Annotated in this window: 19 protein-coding genes, 1 tRNA gene and 1 other RNA gene; 10 read left to right on the top strand and 11 right to left on the bottom strand. The window is 58.5% G+C overall.

Going from position 1 to position 16,187, the window contains the following annotated elements:
• Both ABYT07_RS12340 and ABYT07_RS12335 read left to right on the top strand, forming a co-directional pair.
• Positions 1-289 (top strand): ABC transporter permease (locus tag ABYT07_RS12340; RefSeq protein ID WP_372992029.1); only part of this gene is annotated, 289 nt, incomplete at its 5' end.
• Positions 286-921: an aspartate/glutamate racemase family protein gene (locus ABYT07_RS12335; protein WP_372992027.1), complete on the top strand. Its 636-nt coding sequence runs from the start codon at positions 286-288 to the stop codon at positions 919-921. The genes ABYT07_RS12340 and ABYT07_RS12335, both read left to right, overlap by 4 nt.
• Before the next feature lie 51 nt (positions 922-972).
• On the opposite strand, the gene ABYT07_RS12330 is transcribed toward ABYT07_RS12335, so the two are convergent.
• The 4 genes from ABYT07_RS12330 to ABYT07_RS12315 form a co-directional block, all read right to left on the bottom strand.
• Positions 973-1,242, bottom strand: coding sequence for a DksA/TraR family C4-type zinc finger protein (locus ABYT07_RS12330; RefSeq protein ID WP_372992025.1), 270 nt, complete (start codon positions 1,240-1,242; stop codon positions 973-975).
• Between the two features lies 1 nt (position 1,243).
• Positions 1,244-2,215 (bottom strand): Gfo/Idh/MocA family protein, encoded by a 972-nt coding sequence (locus ABYT07_RS12325; protein WP_372992023.1) that lies wholly within the window; start codon positions 2,213-2,215, stop codon positions 1,244-1,246.
• Between the two features lie 117 nt (positions 2,216-2,332).
• Positions 2,333-3,229, bottom strand: coding sequence for an RNA polymerase sigma factor RpoH (gene rpoH, locus ABYT07_RS12320; protein ID WP_372992021.1), 897 nt, complete (start codon positions 3,227-3,229; stop codon positions 2,333-2,335).
• Positions 3,230-3,397: 168 nt separating this feature from the next.
• Complete coding sequence (locus ABYT07_RS12315) at positions 3,398-4,432, bottom strand: RluA family pseudouridine synthase (protein ID WP_372992019.1); 1,035 nt, start codon at positions 4,430-4,432, stop codon at positions 3,398-3,400.
• On the opposite strand from ABYT07_RS12315, the gene ABYT07_RS12310 reads away from it, so the two are divergent.
• The gene (locus tag ABYT07_RS12310) at positions 4,431-4,736 is read left to right on the top strand and encodes a DUF6476 family protein (protein WP_372992017.1); all 306 of its coding nucleotides are present in this window, start codon (positions 4,431-4,433) and stop codon (positions 4,734-4,736) included. The two genes, ABYT07_RS12315 and ABYT07_RS12310, sit on opposite strands and share 2 nt — an antisense overlap.
• Before the next feature lie 34 nt (positions 4,737-4,770).
• Here the strand turns inward: ABYT07_RS12310 and ABYT07_RS12305 are convergent.
• Positions 4,771-4,847: transfer RNA gene (locus ABYT07_RS12305), tRNA-His, on the bottom strand.
• Positions 4,848-5,010: 163 nt separating this feature from the next.
• Here ABYT07_RS12305 and ABYT07_RS12300 point away from each other — a divergent pair.
• The gene (locus ABYT07_RS12300) at positions 5,011-5,211 is read left to right on the top strand and encodes a DUF6324 family protein (protein WP_372992015.1); all 201 of its coding nucleotides are present in this window, start codon (positions 5,011-5,013) and stop codon (positions 5,209-5,211) included.
• Positions 5,212-5,298: 87 nt separating this feature from the next.
• Here the strand turns inward: ABYT07_RS12300 and ABYT07_RS12295 are convergent, their stop codons facing one another.
• Positions 5,299-5,757, bottom strand: coding sequence for an MmcB family DNA repair protein (locus ABYT07_RS12295; RefSeq protein ID WP_372992013.1), 459 nt, complete (start codon positions 5,755-5,757; stop codon positions 5,299-5,301).
• A gap of 104 nt (positions 5,758-5,861) precedes the next feature.
• Here ABYT07_RS12295 and ABYT07_RS12290 point away from each other — a divergent pair, with 104 nt between their 5' ends.
• The 3 genes from ABYT07_RS12290 to ssrS all read left to right on the top strand — a co-directional run bounded on the left by ABYT07_RS12290 (position 5,862) and on the right by ssrS (position 8,285).
• On the top strand, positions 5,862-7,169 hold the full coding sequence (locus tag ABYT07_RS12290) for a hypothetical protein (RefSeq protein WP_372992011.1): 1,308 nt from the start codon (positions 5,862-5,864) through the stop codon (positions 7,167-7,169).
• Positions 7,166-7,921, top strand: a complete 756-nt coding sequence (locus ABYT07_RS12285; protein WP_372992009.1) for a hypothetical protein — start codon at positions 7,166-7,168, stop codon at positions 7,919-7,921. Before ABYT07_RS12290 ends, ABYT07_RS12285 begins: the two co-directional genes overlap by 4 nt.
• A gap of 208 nt (positions 7,922-8,129) precedes the next feature.
• Positions 8,130-8,285: non-coding RNA, 6S RNA (ssrS, locus tag ABYT07_RS12280), on the top strand.
• A gap of 437 nt (positions 8,286-8,722) precedes the next feature.
• Here the strand turns inward: ssrS and nusB are convergent.
• The 4 genes from nusB to ABYT07_RS12260 all read right to left on the bottom strand — a co-directional run bounded on the left by nusB (position 8,723) and on the right by ABYT07_RS12260 (position 11,131).
• Positions 8,723-9,202 carry a transcription antitermination factor NusB gene (gene nusB, locus ABYT07_RS12275; RefSeq protein ID WP_372992007.1) on the bottom strand — a complete coding sequence of 160 codons (480 nt, stop codon included), beginning with the start codon at positions 9,200-9,202 and terminating at the stop codon, positions 8,723-8,725.
• The gene (locus tag ABYT07_RS12270) at positions 9,199-9,747 is read right to left on the bottom strand and encodes a 6,7-dimethyl-8-ribityllumazine synthase (protein WP_372992005.1); all 549 of its coding nucleotides are present in this window, start codon (positions 9,745-9,747) and stop codon (positions 9,199-9,201) included. Before ABYT07_RS12270 ends, nusB begins: the two co-directional genes overlap by 4 nt.
• Before the next feature lie 218 nt (positions 9,748-9,965).
• Positions 9,966-10,547 carry a hypothetical protein gene (locus tag ABYT07_RS12265; protein WP_372992003.1) on the bottom strand — a complete coding sequence of 194 codons (582 nt, stop codon included), beginning with the start codon at positions 10,545-10,547 and terminating at the stop codon, positions 9,966-9,968.
• Positions 10,544-11,131, bottom strand: a complete 588-nt coding sequence (locus ABYT07_RS12260) for a riboflavin synthase (protein WP_372992001.1) — start codon at positions 11,129-11,131, stop codon at positions 10,544-10,546. Before ABYT07_RS12260 ends, ABYT07_RS12265 begins: the two co-directional genes overlap by 4 nt.
• Positions 11,132-11,267: 136 nt before the next feature.
• Here ABYT07_RS12260 and ABYT07_RS12255 point away from each other — a divergent pair, with 136 nt between their 5' ends.
• The 3 genes from ABYT07_RS12255 (at position 11,268) to ABYT07_RS12245 (ending at position 15,868) form a co-directional block, all read left to right on the top strand.
• Positions 11,268-12,560: a capsule biosynthesis protein gene (locus tag ABYT07_RS12255; RefSeq protein ID WP_372991999.1), complete on the top strand. Its 1,293-nt coding sequence runs from the start codon at positions 11,268-11,270 to the stop codon at positions 12,558-12,560.
• Between the two features lie 116 nt (positions 12,561-12,676).
• Positions 12,677-13,822: a polysaccharide biosynthesis/export family protein gene (locus ABYT07_RS12250; protein WP_372991997.1), complete on the top strand. Its 1,146-nt coding sequence runs from the start codon at positions 12,677-12,679 to the stop codon at positions 13,820-13,822.
• Positions 13,823-13,831: 9 nt separating this feature from the next.
• Positions 13,832-15,868 (top strand): capsular polysaccharide biosynthesis protein, encoded by a 2,037-nt coding sequence (locus ABYT07_RS12245; protein ID WP_372991995.1) that lies wholly within the window; start codon positions 13,832-13,834, stop codon positions 15,866-15,868.
• Between the two features lie 63 nt (positions 15,869-15,931).
• Here ABYT07_RS12245 and ABYT07_RS12240 read toward each other — a convergent pair.
• Positions 15,932-16,187 (bottom strand): RibD family protein (locus ABYT07_RS12240; RefSeq protein WP_372991993.1); only part of this gene is annotated, 256 nt, incomplete at its 5' end.

The following is a 16,187-nucleotide window of genomic DNA, read 5'->3' as shown; positions in this document are numbered from 1 at the left end:
TGTTGTGTTGCCGATCATTGCACCGTCGCTGATCGGTGTGGCGCTGTTCGGCTTTACGCTAAGCTACGATGAATTTGCGCGCACCCTGCTGACCGCAGGCAGCTACAACACATTGCCGCTCGAGATTTACGGGATGACAACGAATGTGACCTCGCCCGTGCTCTATGCGCTTGGCACGCTTACGACGGTCTTTTCGCTTGTTATCATTGGTGCCTTCCTTGCGCTGGCACTGATCAGCAACCGCCGCCGCGCAAAGGCTGCCAACGACGCGGGCAAAGGGTTGATATGATTGTAATCATCAACCCCAACAGCACCAAAGCAATGACCGATGCCATGGTCCATGCGGCGCTATGCGTCGGTGTCACAGTCGAAGGCTGGACCTCGCATGATGGTCCCGCAGCGATCCAAGGGCCAGAGGACGGTGCTGCCTGCATCCCACCGCTGCTGTCGCTGGTGCGCCAAGCGTCGGATGCCGGAGCACGTGTCATCATCATCGGCTGTTTTGACGACACCGGGCTGGAACCTGCCCGCGAAATCGCCCGCTGTCCCGTTATCGGGATTGGCCAAGCCGCCTACCACATGGCCGCACTCGCGGGGCCACGTTTCTCGGTGGTTACGACGCTGCCGGTATCTGTGCCTGTCCTCGAACAGAACATCCAGCGCTATGGCTTTGCCCAATACCTTGGCCGTGTGCGGGCAAGCGGGGTTGCCGTTCTTGCGCTGGAAAGTGACCTTGCGACTGCTGCCCCCAAAGTGATCGCAGAGATTGATCGCGCAGTGACCGAAGATGACGTCAAGGTTGTGGTACTGGGCTGCGCGGGTATGGTGGAAATTCCCGAACTCTATGACAAAAACGAAAATATACGGTTGATCGATGGCGTCAAAATGGCTGCCCGACTTGCTACTGTGCTGTCGCTCTAGCGTCATAGGTCCCGCAGGTTGCAAGGAACGTTTCTCAGCCGACAGCCCGCGTTACTTCAACTGACTGTCTTTCGACCCGCGCCGGTTGATCCCGCCCCGCCTTTCCGTTCTGTTGTCCCGCTCGTTCACACAATTGATGCACAATTTCACACCGGGAAGGGCGGTGCGCCGCGCCTCGGGGATGGGGTCTTCGCATTCTGCGCAATGGGTGCGGCTTTCGCCTTGGGGCATCTTGCGGGCCTTCATCCGTGCCAGTTCATCGTTGATTGATGCTTCGATCTGTTCGCTCACGGCCCCGTCTTTGGCCCATCCTCCGGCCATCTCAGGCCCCTTTTCCGGCGACATAGGCCATGTCGATCATGGTTTGCGTACCGCGGCTGAATTCCAGCGGGCAAGGATAGGCTGTGCCTTCTGTGACAGATCGCCCGAACGCTTCGACCTGCAGCACGTATTGATTGGCCCCGGGAAAGCGTTCGGTGGTGATCGCGTTCTGAACGGTCTCAAGATGCAGTTCCGCTTGGGCATGGACCCCGGCGTTGAACGGGCAGCTTAGGCGCAGCACACCTTTTTCGCCATGCACCACGATTTCCTGACGCGGAAACATGCGGATCGACACGGTGGCGGAATAGTCAAATCCCTGAAACTCGGCTGCGATCTGCGCAAAGGTATCGACGCCATTTGCAAAATCGATCTTGGCATAGGGGATCGAAACAGGCTCCTGCCCTGTCAAAAACCGCACTGATCCAAAGGTATAGACGCCGATGTCGGGCAACCCACCGCCGCCCGCCTCAGCCTGGTTGCGAATGTTTGTCGTGTCGTCATTATAAAAGGAAAACGTCGCGCCCACATGACGCACCCGCCCAAGGGTGCCTGAGGCGATAATCTCGCGGGCGCGGATCATTTGAGGGTGATGCACAATCATGAACGCCTCGGCGGCAAGCATGCCAGAGGCATCGCGCGCAGCAATCAAACGGTCAAATTCGGCGGCGTTCAGCGCCATCGGCTTTTCGCACAGCACATGTTTACCTGCCTCAAGCGCCTTAAGCGTCCATTCGACATGCATGTGGTTGGGCAACGGAATGTAAACCGCGTCGATATCGGGATCGGCCAACAGCGCATCATAGCTGTCATGGACATGAAGACCGGGCGCGAAGGCCTTGAAAGGGTCTGCTTTCCCGGCGCTCGAGGTGGCCAGCGCCACCAACTGCGCCCCGCGTGCAGCGTGGATCGCGGGCCCCATATGCTCAAGCGCAAATTTTGCAGCCCCTAAGATGCCCCAGCGTAGTGTCTTCATATCGGCCCCCATGTTTATTTGTAGTTTAGGCGGAATTCGGTGCAAGCAAAGAGGCTCGCATAAAAAATCCCCGCAAACGGGATGTTTGCGAGGAGATTTTTCCGGGTCGGCAAGGGATCAGGCGGAAACAGCCATCCCTTTTTCACGGGCCAGTTCACCCATGCGTTTTTGCAGCTTCTCGAAGGCGCGCACCTCGATCTGGCGAATGCGTTCGCGGCTGACATCATATTGGCTGCTCAGGTCTTCCAATGTGATGGTTTCGTCCGAAAGACGTCGCTGGGTCAGAATGTCTTTTTCACGGTCATTCAGCACTTCCAGCGCGTCGGCAAGCATCTCGCGGCGGGTTTCAAGCTCTTCACGCTCGGCATAATCGCCGGCCTGATCGGCGTCTTCATCCTCTAGCCAATCCTGCCATTGCATCGTGCCTTCGCCCTCGGACCCGACGGTCGCGTTCAGCGATGCGTCACCGCCGGACATACGACGGTTCATCGACACGACTTCGGCCTCGGTCACACCCAGATCGGTTGCGATGCGGGTCACGTTTTCGGGGCGCATATCGCCCTCTTCCAACGCGCCGATGCGATTTTTCGCTTTGCGCAGATTAAAGAACAGCTTTTTCTGACCCGAGGTCGTGCCAAGTTTCACAAGGCTCCACGAGCGCAGGATATATTCCTGGATCGAGGCGCGAATCCACCACATGGCATAGGTCGCCAGACGGAAGCCTTTTTCGGGGTCAAAGCGCTTTACCGCCTGCATCAAACCGACGTTCGCCTCGGAAATCACCTCGGCTTGCGGCAGACCGTAGCCACGGTAGCCCATAGCGATTTTAGCGGCCAGACGCAGGTGCGACGTGACCATGCGGTGCGCCGCTTCGGTGTCTTGTTCTTCGACCCAACGCTTGGCAAGCATGTATTCTTCTTCAGGCTCCAACAGCGGAAACTTACGGATTTCCTGCATATAGCGGTTCAGGCCGCCTTCGGGTGTTGGTGCTGGCAGATTTGCATAATTAGCCATTTTAGTGTCCCTTCCCTTATTATCAGGGGCCCATGTTATCGAGCTTAACATAGATATGGAGAGCGCTAACATTTTTTCAAGTGCTACGCGGTTGCCCTGATACCGAATATCAGCCCAAATTGTATAAACAAAAAGTTACCAATTCGCACGATGCACCAGATTTAGCCGCTACGCCTGTGCCAGCGCCACTAAATCCAGCAAATCGGTCATGTCACGGGGCAAAGGGGCCTCGAATCGAACCATCTCGCCCGAGACAGGGTGTTCAAAGCCCAGAACCGCCGCATGCAGCGCCTGACGCGGAAAGGCCCGCACGGCTTCGGATGCGATTTCGGGCAGTGCCAGCTTGGGCAGCTTGCGCTTTCCGCCATAGGTCGGATCGCCCACCAGCGAATGGCCAGCATGCGCCATGTGCACGCGGATCTGATGCGTGCGACCTGTTTCCAGCCAGCATTCCATCAACGCCAGCACAGGCGGCGTGCCGAACCGGTTGATGGTGCGCGCACGGGTTACCGCATGCCGCCCACCTTGGAACAACACCGCTTGCCGTTGACGGTCGGTGCGGTGACGCGCGAGTTGTGTGGTCATCTTCAGGATATTGCCCGGCTCAAAGCTGGCCCCCTTGATGCCGCGCAGGCGGGGGTCGTTGGCGTCCGGTACGCCGTAAACCAACGCCTGATAATAGCGTTCTACCGTGTGTTTTTCGAACTGTTTGGCCAACCCGTGATGGGCTGCGTCGGATTTGGCAACCACCAAAAGCCCCGAGGTGTCCTTGTCGATGCGGTGCACGATACCGGGGCGTTTCATGCCGCCGACGCCAGACAGATCATCGCCGCAATGGGCCAACAGCGCATTGACCAGCGTCCCCGAGGGGCTGCCGGGTGCGGGATGGACAACCATGCCCGCAGGTTTGTTGATCACGATCAGGTCACTATCTTCAAAAACCACCTCGAGCGGGATCGATTCGGGTAGGATATGACTGTCTTCGGCCTCTTCGACGTCGACCGTGATTTCCTGCCCCTCAACAATGCGCGCACGCGGATCAGTGACCACAATCCCGTCAACCTGAACCCCACCATCGGCAATCAGGCGGCCCAAACGGGTGCGCGACAGGTTCGCGTCCTCTGGCACATCGCGGGCAAGCGCCTTATCAAGGCGGGGCGGCGGCGTTTCCGCGATGATGAAACTGATACGGCGGTGAGACATGACTGATCCTTCCGAGCCCCCAAACATCAAATTCCTGCGGCGGCTGGTGACGGGGCTGACCGCCACAATGATTTTCGGCCTTCTAGTCGTGATTGGCCTGCTTGTCATCCGCTTCTCGGGCAAGGCACCCAATTTGCCAGAAGTCATTGCAATGCCCGGTGGGGAAAAGCCCGTCGCCTTTACGCAAGGGCCCGATTGGTATGCGGTGGTGACGGCGAATGACCAGATATTGATCTTTGACCGGATGAGCGGCGCGTTGCGTCAAACGGTCGATATTGAGCGCCAGTACATCTACGAGCGCTAAGGTGCTGAACGTTTTGAATTTGGCGGGGTATGAGTGGTACCACCTCCTGGTCTCGAACCAGGGACCTCCTGATCCACAATCAGGCGCTCTAACCAACTGAGCTAAGGCGGCACTGGGGGCGATTTAGCGCCCATGCAAATAGATTGCAATACCCTATGACGACAGTTTTTTAATTGAGTGTCCGAAATCAGGCGCGCGCCAAGATGGCGTCTTGTCCAACTTGCGTTTTATCAAAGCCCGCGATACGGCTTGCAGCAACATTCCGGAGGGACCTATGGGCATCGACACCGAACGCGACATTGAAGCAAACCTACAAATCGGCCCGACCGAAAAAGGTATGGTTCGCCTGTTTATCGAAGCCGATGGCGGCATCGAGATACCGATGGACTTTACCCCCGATGAGGCCGTCGAGATCGCAGAAGAGATCATGGCCGCAGCCCACAGGGCTGGCAAAACCGGCAAATCCAAACGTTAACGTTTGGCGGGCGCGTTGTTTAGGGGCCAGCCCCCACCGCGCCAAGGCGCGGCCCCCCGGGATATTGATCCATTTGGAATTTGAAGACTAGCCCCAGACCGTCCCTGCGTTCGGATCCCTGAGCATCTGAAGGCGGCGCGCGGCGTGCCTGGCGAATTTCTGGGTCATCATTTTGCGACGCGCCGCCGCGAGGCGGGTTTCTTGGCCCATACGCAGTATTTCCGCACCATATCCATCTGCGACGATCAGGCCCGATTCGGTCGGCAGCAAATCCACGTCGAAATCAGAAGACACGGCCCAGAAGAATCGGTCGGCCCATTCGATATAGTTGTGCCATTTATGGTCAGACATGAAATCGGTGCGGCTGGATTTGCATTCGATGATCCAGATGTCCCCCTTGGGCCCAAGCGCCATTACATCCACACGCAGGCCACGCGCGGGCACGAGTTCTTCGACCGTGACGAAACCCAGCGAGGCCAGGTGGCGCGCAACACCGCGGGCCAGAAACTGCCCTGGTTGGACGGGTTGTGGAACATCAAAAGACATGCGCGCATTATGAACAATTAGTGAACATCTGACAAGAACCGCAAGTTGGCTTTGTAATTCCGAACCCCCGACTTATCTTAGCGAGGTAACGTAGAGGGTGGGAAATGTCACAAACGCAAGATCAGTCCAACGCGCAGCAACGTGGCATAAGCTATGCGCGCGACCTTGAGGGGCATTTGGCCTGGCTTGAAACATTCTCGGGTACCGCCCTTGGGGTGCTGGCGGTTGCATCGGGCATCTATACCTATCTGGGGGTTTCGTCCTTGTTGGATGACAACGGGGCCATGTCTGCATTTGCTGCGATTGCCTATTCTGTTGCGGTGTCGGTCGGAATTTTCGTTTTCTGGTCCTATATGTTGCGGCTTTTCCCTGCTGTGCGCGGGGCGCGGGCACGGGCGGGTCTGCTGGGGGCGATGGGGCTGGGATCGGTCGCGATTATCGCCATGTCGAGCTGGCTGAACGCCGCAGCCTTGGCCGGATCGGCGGCGGTTGAACAGCATCTGGCCGAGACGGTGCAGGATTATCAAGGATCGCTGGAGCGCGCCCACGAGATAGCAATATCCGCCCAAGGGCTTGAGCGGGACGTGGCCCGTGTGCGCCAGAGTTTCGAGGATCTGAGCGAGCAAGAGGCCACCGGCGGATTGTCCGGCATGGCAGGACGTGGTGCAGTATTCCGGGTCTTGCGGCAGAAATCATCCGAACTGTCGGGGCTAGAGGCGCAAATCGCCACGCAAACGCCACTGGTCGAGGCCGCTTTTGTCGAGGGCAACCAGATCCTTAGCCGGATGCGTGCGCTGACCGTTGAACCCGGCCCGGTCGAGGCGCGGTCAGTCGAGTTTTCAGAACAGGCCGTGCGCCTTGCCGGACTGATCACCCAATTGCGGCAACTGTCGGTGGCGTCCCTTGTGGAACGTGCGGCGCAGGATTTGTCGGCGTCAGTGGTGTTGCCCGAACTTGATGGCGGTACGGTCGAGCAGCGCGGCAATCAGGCGTCTACGATCACTTCGGTTCTTGAGGTTCTGGCCCAACGTGCAACCACCCTTGAACGTGCGGCCCAAGGCGTGTTGGCCATGCCACCGCCCACAGAAACCACTTACACACCAATTTCCAGTGCCGATGCGGTGATCAAATATGCCCGTAATTTTGTGCCTTCCTGGGCCGGTGCCATCGCGATTGACCTGCTACCCGCTGTACTGGTGTTCATCCTCGCGATTACCCAGACCGCGATCCGTGAAGGGCGCGAAGGCACTGCCATTGAGGAAAGCCTGACCTTGGCGGAACTGCGCGCCGCAGTGAACGCCGTGCGCGACATGGATATGGCGATGCGGGCCGACCCGGTTGACCGCCCTCAGGAAACCTCTGCTGCGCCGAAGGATACGCCGGCCCATGTCACGCCGATCAAATCCACATGACCGACGCCAGCGATACGCCAAAGCGCAACCCGATTGGCCGCGTCTTGATCTGGGTGCTGTTTTTCCAGATCGCCCTTGCGGGGCTGCTATTTTGGGGTGACCTGCGCGACGGGCTGCGCCTGCCCGGCTTTGGCCCGCGCGCACCACAACTGACTGAACCTGTGAGACCGGGCGACCAGACCCGACGCTTTAACCCCGACCGCGCCCCGCCCGGTGGACGGCCGATGCCGTCGACGCCCCTGCCCGACCGTTTGACCCTAACCGTAGTGGAAGGAGGCAAACGTGCGTTGCTTGAGGGGGGCATTGTGCCCGGCGACGCTGACCGCATCGAAAAGCAATTGGCCGAACTTGCACCAAAACCCGAAGGAGTGATTCTGAATTCACCGGGAGGATCAGTGCAAGACGCGCTGATGCTTGGTCGCTATCTTCGCAGCGCCGACCTGACCACGGCCTTGCGCAGCGGCGATATCTGCTATTCCGCATGCCCCTATCTGCTTGCGGCGGGGACCAGCCGGACGATCCCGGACGACGCCTCGGTCGGGGTTCATCAACACTATTTCGGTGAAAGCACGCTGCTGCCTGCGTTTGTGGCTGTGAATGACATCCAGCGCGGTCAGGGCGAAGTCATGACCTATCTTGACCGCATGGGCATTGATCCACTGGTCATGCAGCACGCGCTCGTCACTCCGCCGAGTGAAATTTACGTTCTCTTGCCCGAAGAATTGGCGCGCTATGGGTTCATTGACGAATAGCCGCGGCTTGACTGATGCCAGTGGTCAAGGCGCAGGGCCGTTCTGAAAAATGCTCACCATACTACCGATTAGCGCCATCCCCCAAGATAGCCAAACATCCGACTAGCGCGGCATATCAAATCGTCGGGCTAGCCCTTCGGGTAAAATTCACCACGCAGCCAAGATACCCCTTGTCGTAGCCGATGCCCAAGCCTACCTGTAAAGCGTGACGGTTCTGCCCTGTTTGTAAAAGTTACATTCCAGTGGCCTTAAGCAAATCCGAGGGAGCTGGCTCTGTTCGAGCCCTGGTTCGTTTATCTGGCGCCCACCTGTACATACAGGTCCTCGGGAATATAAAACATAAAACGGCAGCGGTGGTTCCGTCACACTTCGCGCTCCGATCTCATGGAAAACATCCCCCCATTGGTCAAAACGATCGCGATATATGCCAAAGGGTTTGCGCGGTTGCAGCCTTAGGTTTCGGTATCCACGGCGATTAACCCACCTCATATTACAAGAAGCATATTTTTACCGCGGGCCTACCGTTTGTATGGCAGACCTGCTTTCCGCCGGCGCGATGCCCGCAACCCTGATCGTATTAGAATACAACGGCGACAGTGCTACGCTGATAATAGCGGCTTTCGCAGATCAGGGCAGCGTCAAGCAAACAACCCAGTAAGAAGCCTCGAGAATTTGTTCCTATGGGCCCAAAAACGTGCTGAATATGCGTCAATACGCACAAACCAGCAGACCAGTGAAAAAATTCATCTGTTCCTGTGCCTAAGCTGATCCGCGAATTCTAGAAAATAGCGCCTAGAGGCGTCAAAACGATTCTGGCCGTGCCTCGCGGGCCATATGGTCCAGAACAGCGTTTACAAACTTCGGTTCGTCGCTGCCCTCAAAGAACGCGCGGGCCACATCGACATATTCTGTGATGATCACCTTGGGCGGCGTGCCCGGGTCGCGCAATTCGGCACCTGCGGCACGGAACAAGGCGCGCAAGGTGGGATCAATCCGGGCGATTGGCCATTTCGCGACCAAAGCGCGATCCGTCATCTGGTCGATCGACGCCTGATAATTCACTGCCGTTTCAAGCACATCGGCAAAGTGACGGATATCACCATCAATCATCTCGGCCCCGTCATAGGTGGCACCGAAACGGTGCTCCAGAAACTCTGTGCGGACGGTGTCAAAGCTTTGGGATGAATGCTCCATCTGGAACAGGGCCTGCACGGCATAGAGCCGAGAAGCGGATTTCATCTTGCGTTTTTGGTTGCCCGAAAGGCCGGCGGTTGGGGTCATGCTGTTGTGGGTCCATCATTGTCGCCCGCCATCAGAATTTCCTCTGAGCGCGGCTTGAAACCGATATCTTTGCGAATTTCGCCCCACTTACGGCTGAGTGCGATCAGATGCAAGGCCGCAGCAGCTGCACCGCCGCCCTTGTTTTGCCCATCAGGGTCTGCACGCACGGCTGCCTGTTCGTGATTTTCAACCGTAAGGATACCATTGCCGATGCAAAGCCCCTGCAAGCCCATCAATTGCAGCGCGCGGCTGCTGTCATTGCACACGGTCTCGTAATGGGTCGTCTCACCGCGCACCACGCATCCAAGGGCGACATAGCCGTCGAAATTGCTTTTCCGGTCGGAAATGCAAATCGCCGTCGGGATTTCCAGCGCGCCGGGCATCTCGATCACATCCCACTCTGCACCCGCAGCTTCAATCTCTGCCTTGGCACCTTTCAGCAACCCGGCAGCGATATCCGAATAATAGGGCGACACAACAATCAACACCTTCACAGGCTTGTCGAATGTGGGCGTAACTAGGGTTGTGTGATTTCCAGCAGCCATGAGGTTTACTCCGTTAAGTCAGCGCGCATGCCCCGAAGGGGTAGCCGATAAGCGTCAACGCCCAGATAACATCGGCAGGCACCTTCAACAAGATCAACCAACCGCGCGCAAATCCGGCATCCCCTGCCAAAGACGGTACACCACCATCCGCAGCTTCATTTTGCCAAGTAAACTCAATCCCACGGCAACACTTGCGCGCAGACAACATCGTTCAATCACTATGCCCGCAGATCGCGGCCAAAATACCGTGTTGCCTCAAGATACCCCGCAGCTTTGGCCGCCCCGGACCAATCGCGTTCAAGCCCCGTATCGCCGATGATCAACACCTGATCTGACACCAGACGGCGGCCCTGTACCACGCCAGACAGATGGTCGCGCATTTCGGCCCACGTATCCGTAAAACGGGGTGCCAAAGCGACATGATCCAGAACCGGGTTCACCGCCTGAACCGCGTCACATGCCAGCGGGCGATGCACCAGCGCCAGCTTTTGCGCTCCCTGCACAGCGTTCAAAACCTCGGCCTCGTGCACGGGCATCTGTGGCGCATCCGCGCGCACAACCCGCAGCGCATTGCTTGAAAACAGCAATGCCAGAATATCGCGCCCCGTGGCCTGCCGGATCGCCGCATAGGCTTTGTAGTCCAACCCCAATGCGCGCGCCCGCGCCACGCGCATCTTGACCACCATCAGCGGAATCGTTTTGGGCATCGCGGCCTCGCGGGCCTTTTGCCACTGAAACGCCCGCCATTTCTGGCCTCGCTCCATCGTGGGGCCCATGTTATGCCCGATGCCGGCGGTCATGACATTTCCGCCAGCCGTGCGACATAGCGCGCCAGCGTATCAATCTCGAGGTTGATCCGGTCGCCCACTGCGACATCCCCCCACGTCGTGACCTCTTTGGTGTGGGGGATGAAATTGATCCCGAAATCGCAGCCGTCGACCTCGTTCACCGTCAGCGATGTGCCGTTCAGCGCGACCGAGCCCTTTGGGGCGATGAAGCGCGCAAGGTCGCGCGGGGCCCGCAGTGTCACGCGGGTGCTGTCGCCTTCGTCGCGCATGGCGACCACTTCGGCGACACCGTCGACATGGCCCGATACGATGTGACCACCCAATTCGTCTCCGACCTTCAAAGCCCGCTCAAGGTTCAACCGCTGCCCCAAAACCCAGCCGCCAAGGTTGGTTTTTTCCACGGTTTCGGCGCTGATCTGCACCTCGTACCAGTCCGGCCCCAGATCCACGACAGTCAGGCATACACCGTCACTGGCGATGGATGCGCCCATGTCGATTCGGTCGGTGTCATAGCCCGTCGTGATGCGTGCCCGCAAATCGCCCTCTTGGGCCAGCGATGCGATCTTTCCGATGTCTGTAATAATCCCTGTAAACATGGGCCTGCCCCTTATATATATGTCACATACCGAAGTAGCCCTCTGCCAGGGGCATGACAAGTCCGCAGCGGTGCCACAATTTGGCCCGGATCGCGTGATTGTTTATGAAACGACTATACTATTACAAAGGCCAGCCATGACCTCCGCCGCGCCCGGACACCGGGTTTTCCTGTTTCTGCAAGGGCCGCATGGTCCCTTCTTCAACCGTCTTGGCAAAATGCTGCGGTTGACCGGGGCAGAGGTATGGCGCGTGGGCTTTAATGCAGGCGACCGCGCCTTTTGGTTCCATCCGCGCAGCTATATCCCCTATCGGGGGACAGCCGACGCATGGAAAGACACCTTTGTTGCGCTGCTCGCCGACAAAGGTGTCACTGATATTGTGCTTTATGGTGATACCCGCCCGATCCACGCCACCGCAGTGACCGAAGCCAAGGCCCTTGGCCTGACGGTGCATGTCTTTGAAGAAGGCTACATGCGGCCCTACTGGGTTACCTACGAGCGTGGCGGCACAAATGGCAATTCGCGGCTGATGGACATGACGATTGAACAGATGCAAACCGCGCTGGCGAATTCCGATATGGAGGCCCCCTTGCCCCCCGGCCATTGGGGCGACATGCGGCAACATATCTTTTACGGTGCGCTTTATCACTGGTTTGTGCTGTTCCGGAACGGGGATTACCGCAATTTTCGGCCGCACCGCAAAATCCCGGTGACCAAGGAATTCCAGCTTTATATCAAGCGCCTCTTGCTGATGCCGGTGTTGGCCCTGACCCGGCTGATTGCGACATTACGCATCCGTCTGGGGGGATTTCCCTATCATCTGGCCCTGCTTCAGCTGGAACATGACAGCGCGTTTCAGGAACATTCGTCATTTGAAACGATGTCGGATTTCTTGCACGTCGTCATCGAAGGCTTTGCCAAAGGCGCGCCGCGTCACCACCACCTTGTCGTCAAAGCGCACCCCCTGGAAGACGGGCGCACGCCCGTCCGCCGTGACATCAAACGGCTGGCGCGTGAACTGGGCGTGTCGGATCGCGTTCACTATGTACGCGGCGGAAAGTTGGCGCAGTTGCTGAATGATGCCCGCACAGCTGTGACGGTAAATTCAACCGCTGGCCAGCAGGTATTGTGGCGCGGTATCCCGCTCAAGGTGTTTGGGCGTGCCGTTTATGCCAAGCCTGAATTCGTGTCCGATCAACCCTTGCCCGACTTTTTCGCCGCAGCCTCACGGCCCGACAACAAGGCATACAAGGACTATCGTCGCTATCTGCTTGAGACATCGCAGATTCCGGGCGGGTTTTATTCTGCCCGCGCGCGCACCCAATTGATGCGCCAAGTCGTCGATATGATGCTGGCCGTAGAGGACCCTTATGACGGGCTTGAAACAGGGACCGCGGCACCACGGCAACAGTTGCGGGCCGTCACCTAGGCGTTTCGGCGTCAAACAGTAGCTTTTTGATCTGAACTGGGTTAGCCTGACAGGAATTACGTCGAAAAAATCGACGAATTCGAGGCAGAGTTAAAACAGGTCGAGGAGACCGGGCAGTGAAATCCGAAACATTTCGGTGGGCGCGTCCCATCGCACTACTTGCGGCTGTGGCCATAGTGTCTTCGTGTGGCTTGCCACAGGTTGGCCCAAATAAACGTCAAATCTATGCGGGTTCTGTCCAGCAAGAAGGCGACGCCTTTGTCGTTGCGGTCAATGACCGCGTCAGCCGCGCCACTGCGGTGACCCCTGCCCTTGGCTTTAGTCAACAGTTCATCAATGCAAGCACGCTTGGTTCTGACACGATCAGCGCGGGCGACACCTTGGGCCTGACGATCTGGGAGAACGTCGATGACGGTCTTTTGGCCGCACAAGGCGGCAACGCCACCTCGCTGGAAGAAGTGCAGGTCGACGGGTCCGGTTTCATCTTTGTGCCGTATGCCGGACGCATAAAAGCTGCGGGCAATTCACCAGAGGCGATCCGCCGGATCATTACCCAACGTCTGTCCGAACAAACCCCCGATCCACAGGTTCAGGTCCGCCGCGTCGCAGGCGACGGCGCGACGGTTTCCCTGATCGGTGCCGTCAGCGCGCAAGGCGTCTACGCAATCGAACGTCCAACCCGCACCTTGTCGACCATGTTGGCAAGGGCTGGCGGCGTGTCAATCGTGCCTGAGATCGCACAAGTCACCGTCTTGCGTGGCAACATGAGAGGGCAGATCTGGTTCGAAGACCTATACGATCACCCCGAGCTTGATATCGCGTTGCGCGGTGGCGACAAGATCTTGATCGAAGAGGATTCGCGTTCCTTCACCGCCCTTGGGGCCACCGGATCGCAGCAAAAAGTAGCGTTTGAATCGCAGACGCTTTCCGCCCTCGAAGCAATTGCCCAAGTTGGCGGCCTGAATGCAGGCACCGCAGACCCGACGGGCGTCTTTATCTTCCGCAATGAACCTCAGGAAGTTGTCGAACAGGTGCTGGGTCGAACCGATCTGATCGGCGCGCAGCGGATGATTTACGTGCTGGACCTTACCAAACCGAATGGCCTGTTCATGGCACGTGATTTCGTGATCCGCGACAGCGACACGCTTTATGTCACCGAAGCGCCGTTCACCCAATGGAGCAAAGTGATCTCCTCGATCACAGGATCGGCCGGTTCGCTGAACAGCCTCGGTTCGGTCGGCTCTACCTTGACCGGAAACTGATCCGGCCCCATGGCTCTCGGGCCTGAAATATACGACACCCCAGCCGCCGGCCCTGAAAAGGACCGGCGGCTTTTCGTGTATAATGGTGGGTTTCTGACCCAGCGGCGCATGCGCCGGATCTTGCAGCTGGCAGGCCATTCCCTGCATCTGGGCCTGCCGCGCGCGGGCGATGCCGTGGCTGTCTGGGGCAATTCGCCCACCGCCCATCGTGGCCTGTCCGTTGCGCAAAAGCGCGGGGTGCCAGTGGTCACGGTCGAAGACGCCATGTTGCGGTCGCTGTTCCCCGGCCGCGCAGGAGAGCCCCCATTGGGGCTGCTGATTGACCACAAGGGGCTGCATTTCGACCCACGCCAGCCCTCTGATCTGGAAACTCTGCTGGCCACGCACCCGCTTGATGATACCGCCCTGCTGGACCGCGCGCGCGGATGCACGGCCCGTATCCAAGAGGCGCATCTGACAAAATATACCGCTTTTTCTGTGGATACCCCTCCCCCTGATCCGGGCTATGTGCTGGTGATCGATCAGACGCGCGGCGATGCGTCTGTCACGGCATCGGGTGCAGACCGGTCGCGGTTTCTGGAAATGCTGGTCTTTGCCCAGCAGGAAAACCCCGGCGCGCGGATCGTGATCAAGACCCATCCCGAGACCGCAAAGGGTTACCGCCCCGGTCATTTCGGCCCGCAAGACGAAAATGCGCGTATTACGCTGCTGTCTGATCCCATCAGCCCTTGGGTGCTGTTTGAAGGGGCCGTGCGCGTCTATACCGTGTCGTCGCAAATGGGATTCGAAGCAATTTTTGCAGGCCACAAGCCCCGTGTTTTCGGACAACCGTTTTATGCGGGCTGGGGCCTGACCGAAGATGAATTTCCTGTGCAGCGCCGCCAACGCACTCTGACCCGCGCACAGATTTTTGCCGCGGCGATGATCCTTTATCCGACATGGTACGACCCGCACCGCGACCGGCTGTGCGATCTGGAAACCACGATCGAGGCACTTGCAGCCACGGCGCGCGCATGGCGCGAAGACCACAGGGGCTGGGCCGCGTCGGGGATGAGCCTTTGGAAAAGGGGTCCATTGCAGCAGTTTTTCGGATCTTGGTCACCAATGGTGTTTGAAGACGACCCCGCCCGTGCGCGCAACAACGGCAAGGCGTGGATGGTCTGGGCAACCAAGGCGAAAATCGGGCATGGTGACGCGGTAAGGGTCGAAGACGGCTTCTTGCGCTCGCGCGGGCTGGGTGCTGACCTGATCCCGCCCCTATCGCTGGTGTGCGATGATCTGGGGATCTATTATGACCCGCATCAGCCAAGTCGCTTGGAAAAATGGATCGAGACCCGCAGCCGTTTGCGCCCCGACCAAAGCCGAAGGGCGGAGCGTCTGATCGAGACGTTGCGGTCAACGGGACTGAGCAAATATAACCTTGGTGGCGCAGTGACGCTGGACGGGCTGCCCGAAGGGCCGCGCATTCTGGTGCCCGGTCAAGTCGAGGATGACGCGTCGATCAAGGCAGGCACTGACCGCATTTCAACCAACCTTGCCCTTTTGCAGGCCACACGGGATGCCAACCCCGATGCGTTGATTTTGTACAAACCCCATCCCGACGTCGAAGCAGGCCTACGCCTTGGCATGGTGGACGCGACCGGTTTGGCAGACCGCGTGCTGACGCAGGCGGACCCGATCAGCCTTTTGGCTGATGTCGACGAGGTCTGGACCATGACATCGCTTTTGGGGTTCGAGGCACTGGTGCGCGGGGTGCGTGTCGTGACCCTTGGCGCGCCGTTTTATGCAGGCTGGGGCCTGACCGATGATCGGGGCGATGTGCCGCCCAGACGACGGGTAGATGTGAGTTTGGAAGGCTTGGTCCATGCTACGTTGATTGATTATCCGCGCTATTTTGATCCACGCAGAAAATTGGCCTGCCCTGTCGAAGTGGTGGTGCAGCGTCTGGCCGAAGCGGATTTACCCCATCCGGGTTTGGGCAACCGACTGCTGGCGAAATTGCAGGGAGCCTTTGCGGGCAAGGCTCATCTGTGGCGCAAGGGCTGACGTCTGCACCGGGGGCCAGCCCCCGGACCCCCGGGATTTAGAACCATTTGGAATTGTAGGTCGTTACGTCCGGGTCCATGTGTGGAAAATGTCGGGGCCAATGGCTTGCGTGTTTTGAAGGTGGAACCGGGGTGCGTCCCCAAGGTGCAAGAGACCTAAGGGGCCAATGGCGGATAACCCGTCTGCGCCGATTGTAAGGCCAGCGGTGAAGCCGATCAGGTGATCCACGAGGTCAGCCCGAAGCAAAGATGCCGCAAGGCCACCGCCGCCTTCACAAAAGATACGAGTGAGGCCATGGGTGGCCAATTTGGCCAAGATG

The organism is Sulfitobacter sp., assembly GCF_041552635.1.
In the GTDB taxonomy this organism is placed as follows: Bacteria; Pseudomonadota; Alphaproteobacteria; order Rhodobacterales; family Rhodobacteraceae; genus Sulfitobacter.
This window is presented reverse-complemented; position numbering and strand designations above follow the sequence as displayed.

What these genes read in the sequence shown, in the direction of transcription:
- ABYT07_RS12335 (WP_372992027.1), top strand. Translation starts at nt 286, where the DNA reads ATGATTGTAATCATCAACCCCAACAGCACCAAAGCAATGACCGATGCC.
- ABYT07_RS12330 (WP_372992025.1), bottom strand. Translation starts at nt 1,242, where the DNA reads ATGGCCGGAGGATGGGCCAAAGACGGGGCCGTGAGCGAACAGATCGAA.
- ABYT07_RS12325 (WP_372992023.1), bottom strand. Translation starts at nt 2,215, where the DNA reads ATGAAGACACTACGCTGGGGCATCTTAGGGGCTGCAAAATTTGCGCTT.
- rpoH (WP_372992021.1), bottom strand. Translation starts at nt 3,229, where the DNA reads ATGGCTAATTATGCAAATCTGCCAGCACCAACACCCGAAGGCGGCCTG.
- ABYT07_RS12310 (WP_372992017.1), top strand. Translation starts at nt 4,431, where the DNA reads ATGACTGATCCTTCCGAGCCCCCAAACATCAAATTCCTGCGGCGGCTG.
- ABYT07_RS12315 (WP_372992019.1), bottom strand. Translation starts at nt 4,432, where the DNA reads ATGTCTCACCGCCGTATCAGTTTCATCATCGCGGAAACGCCGCCGCCC.
- ABYT07_RS12300 (WP_372992015.1), top strand. Translation starts at nt 5,011, where the DNA reads ATGGGCATCGACACCGAACGCGACATTGAAGCAAACCTACAAATCGGC.
- ABYT07_RS12295 (WP_372992013.1), bottom strand. Translation starts at nt 5,757, where the DNA reads ATGTCTTTTGATGTTCCACAACCCGTCCAACCAGGGCAGTTTCTGGCC.
- ABYT07_RS12290 (WP_372992011.1), top strand. Translation starts at nt 5,862, where the DNA reads ATGTCACAAACGCAAGATCAGTCCAACGCGCAGCAACGTGGCATAAGC.
- ABYT07_RS12285 (WP_372992009.1), top strand. Translation starts at nt 7,166, where the DNA reads ATGACCGACGCCAGCGATACGCCAAAGCGCAACCCGATTGGCCGCGTC.
- nusB (WP_372992007.1), bottom strand. Translation starts at nt 9,202, where the DNA reads ATGACCCCAACCGCCGGCCTTTCGGGCAACCAAAAACGCAAGATGAAA.
- ABYT07_RS12270 (WP_372992005.1), bottom strand. Translation starts at nt 9,747, where the DNA reads ATGGCTGCTGGAAATCACACAACCCTAGTTACGCCCACATTCGACAAG.
- ABYT07_RS12265 (WP_372992003.1), bottom strand. Translation starts at nt 10,547, where the DNA reads ATGACCGCCGGCATCGGGCATAACATGGGCCCCACGATGGAGCGAGGC.
- ABYT07_RS12260 (WP_372992001.1), bottom strand. Translation starts at nt 11,131, where the DNA reads ATGTTTACAGGGATTATTACAGACATCGGAAAGATCGCATCGCTGGCC.
- ABYT07_RS12255 (WP_372991999.1), top strand. Translation starts at nt 11,268, where the DNA reads ATGACCTCCGCCGCGCCCGGACACCGGGTTTTCCTGTTTCTGCAAGGG.
- ABYT07_RS12245 (WP_372991995.1), top strand. Translation starts at nt 13,832, where the DNA reads ATGGCTCTCGGGCCTGAAATATACGACACCCCAGCCGCCGGCCCTGAA.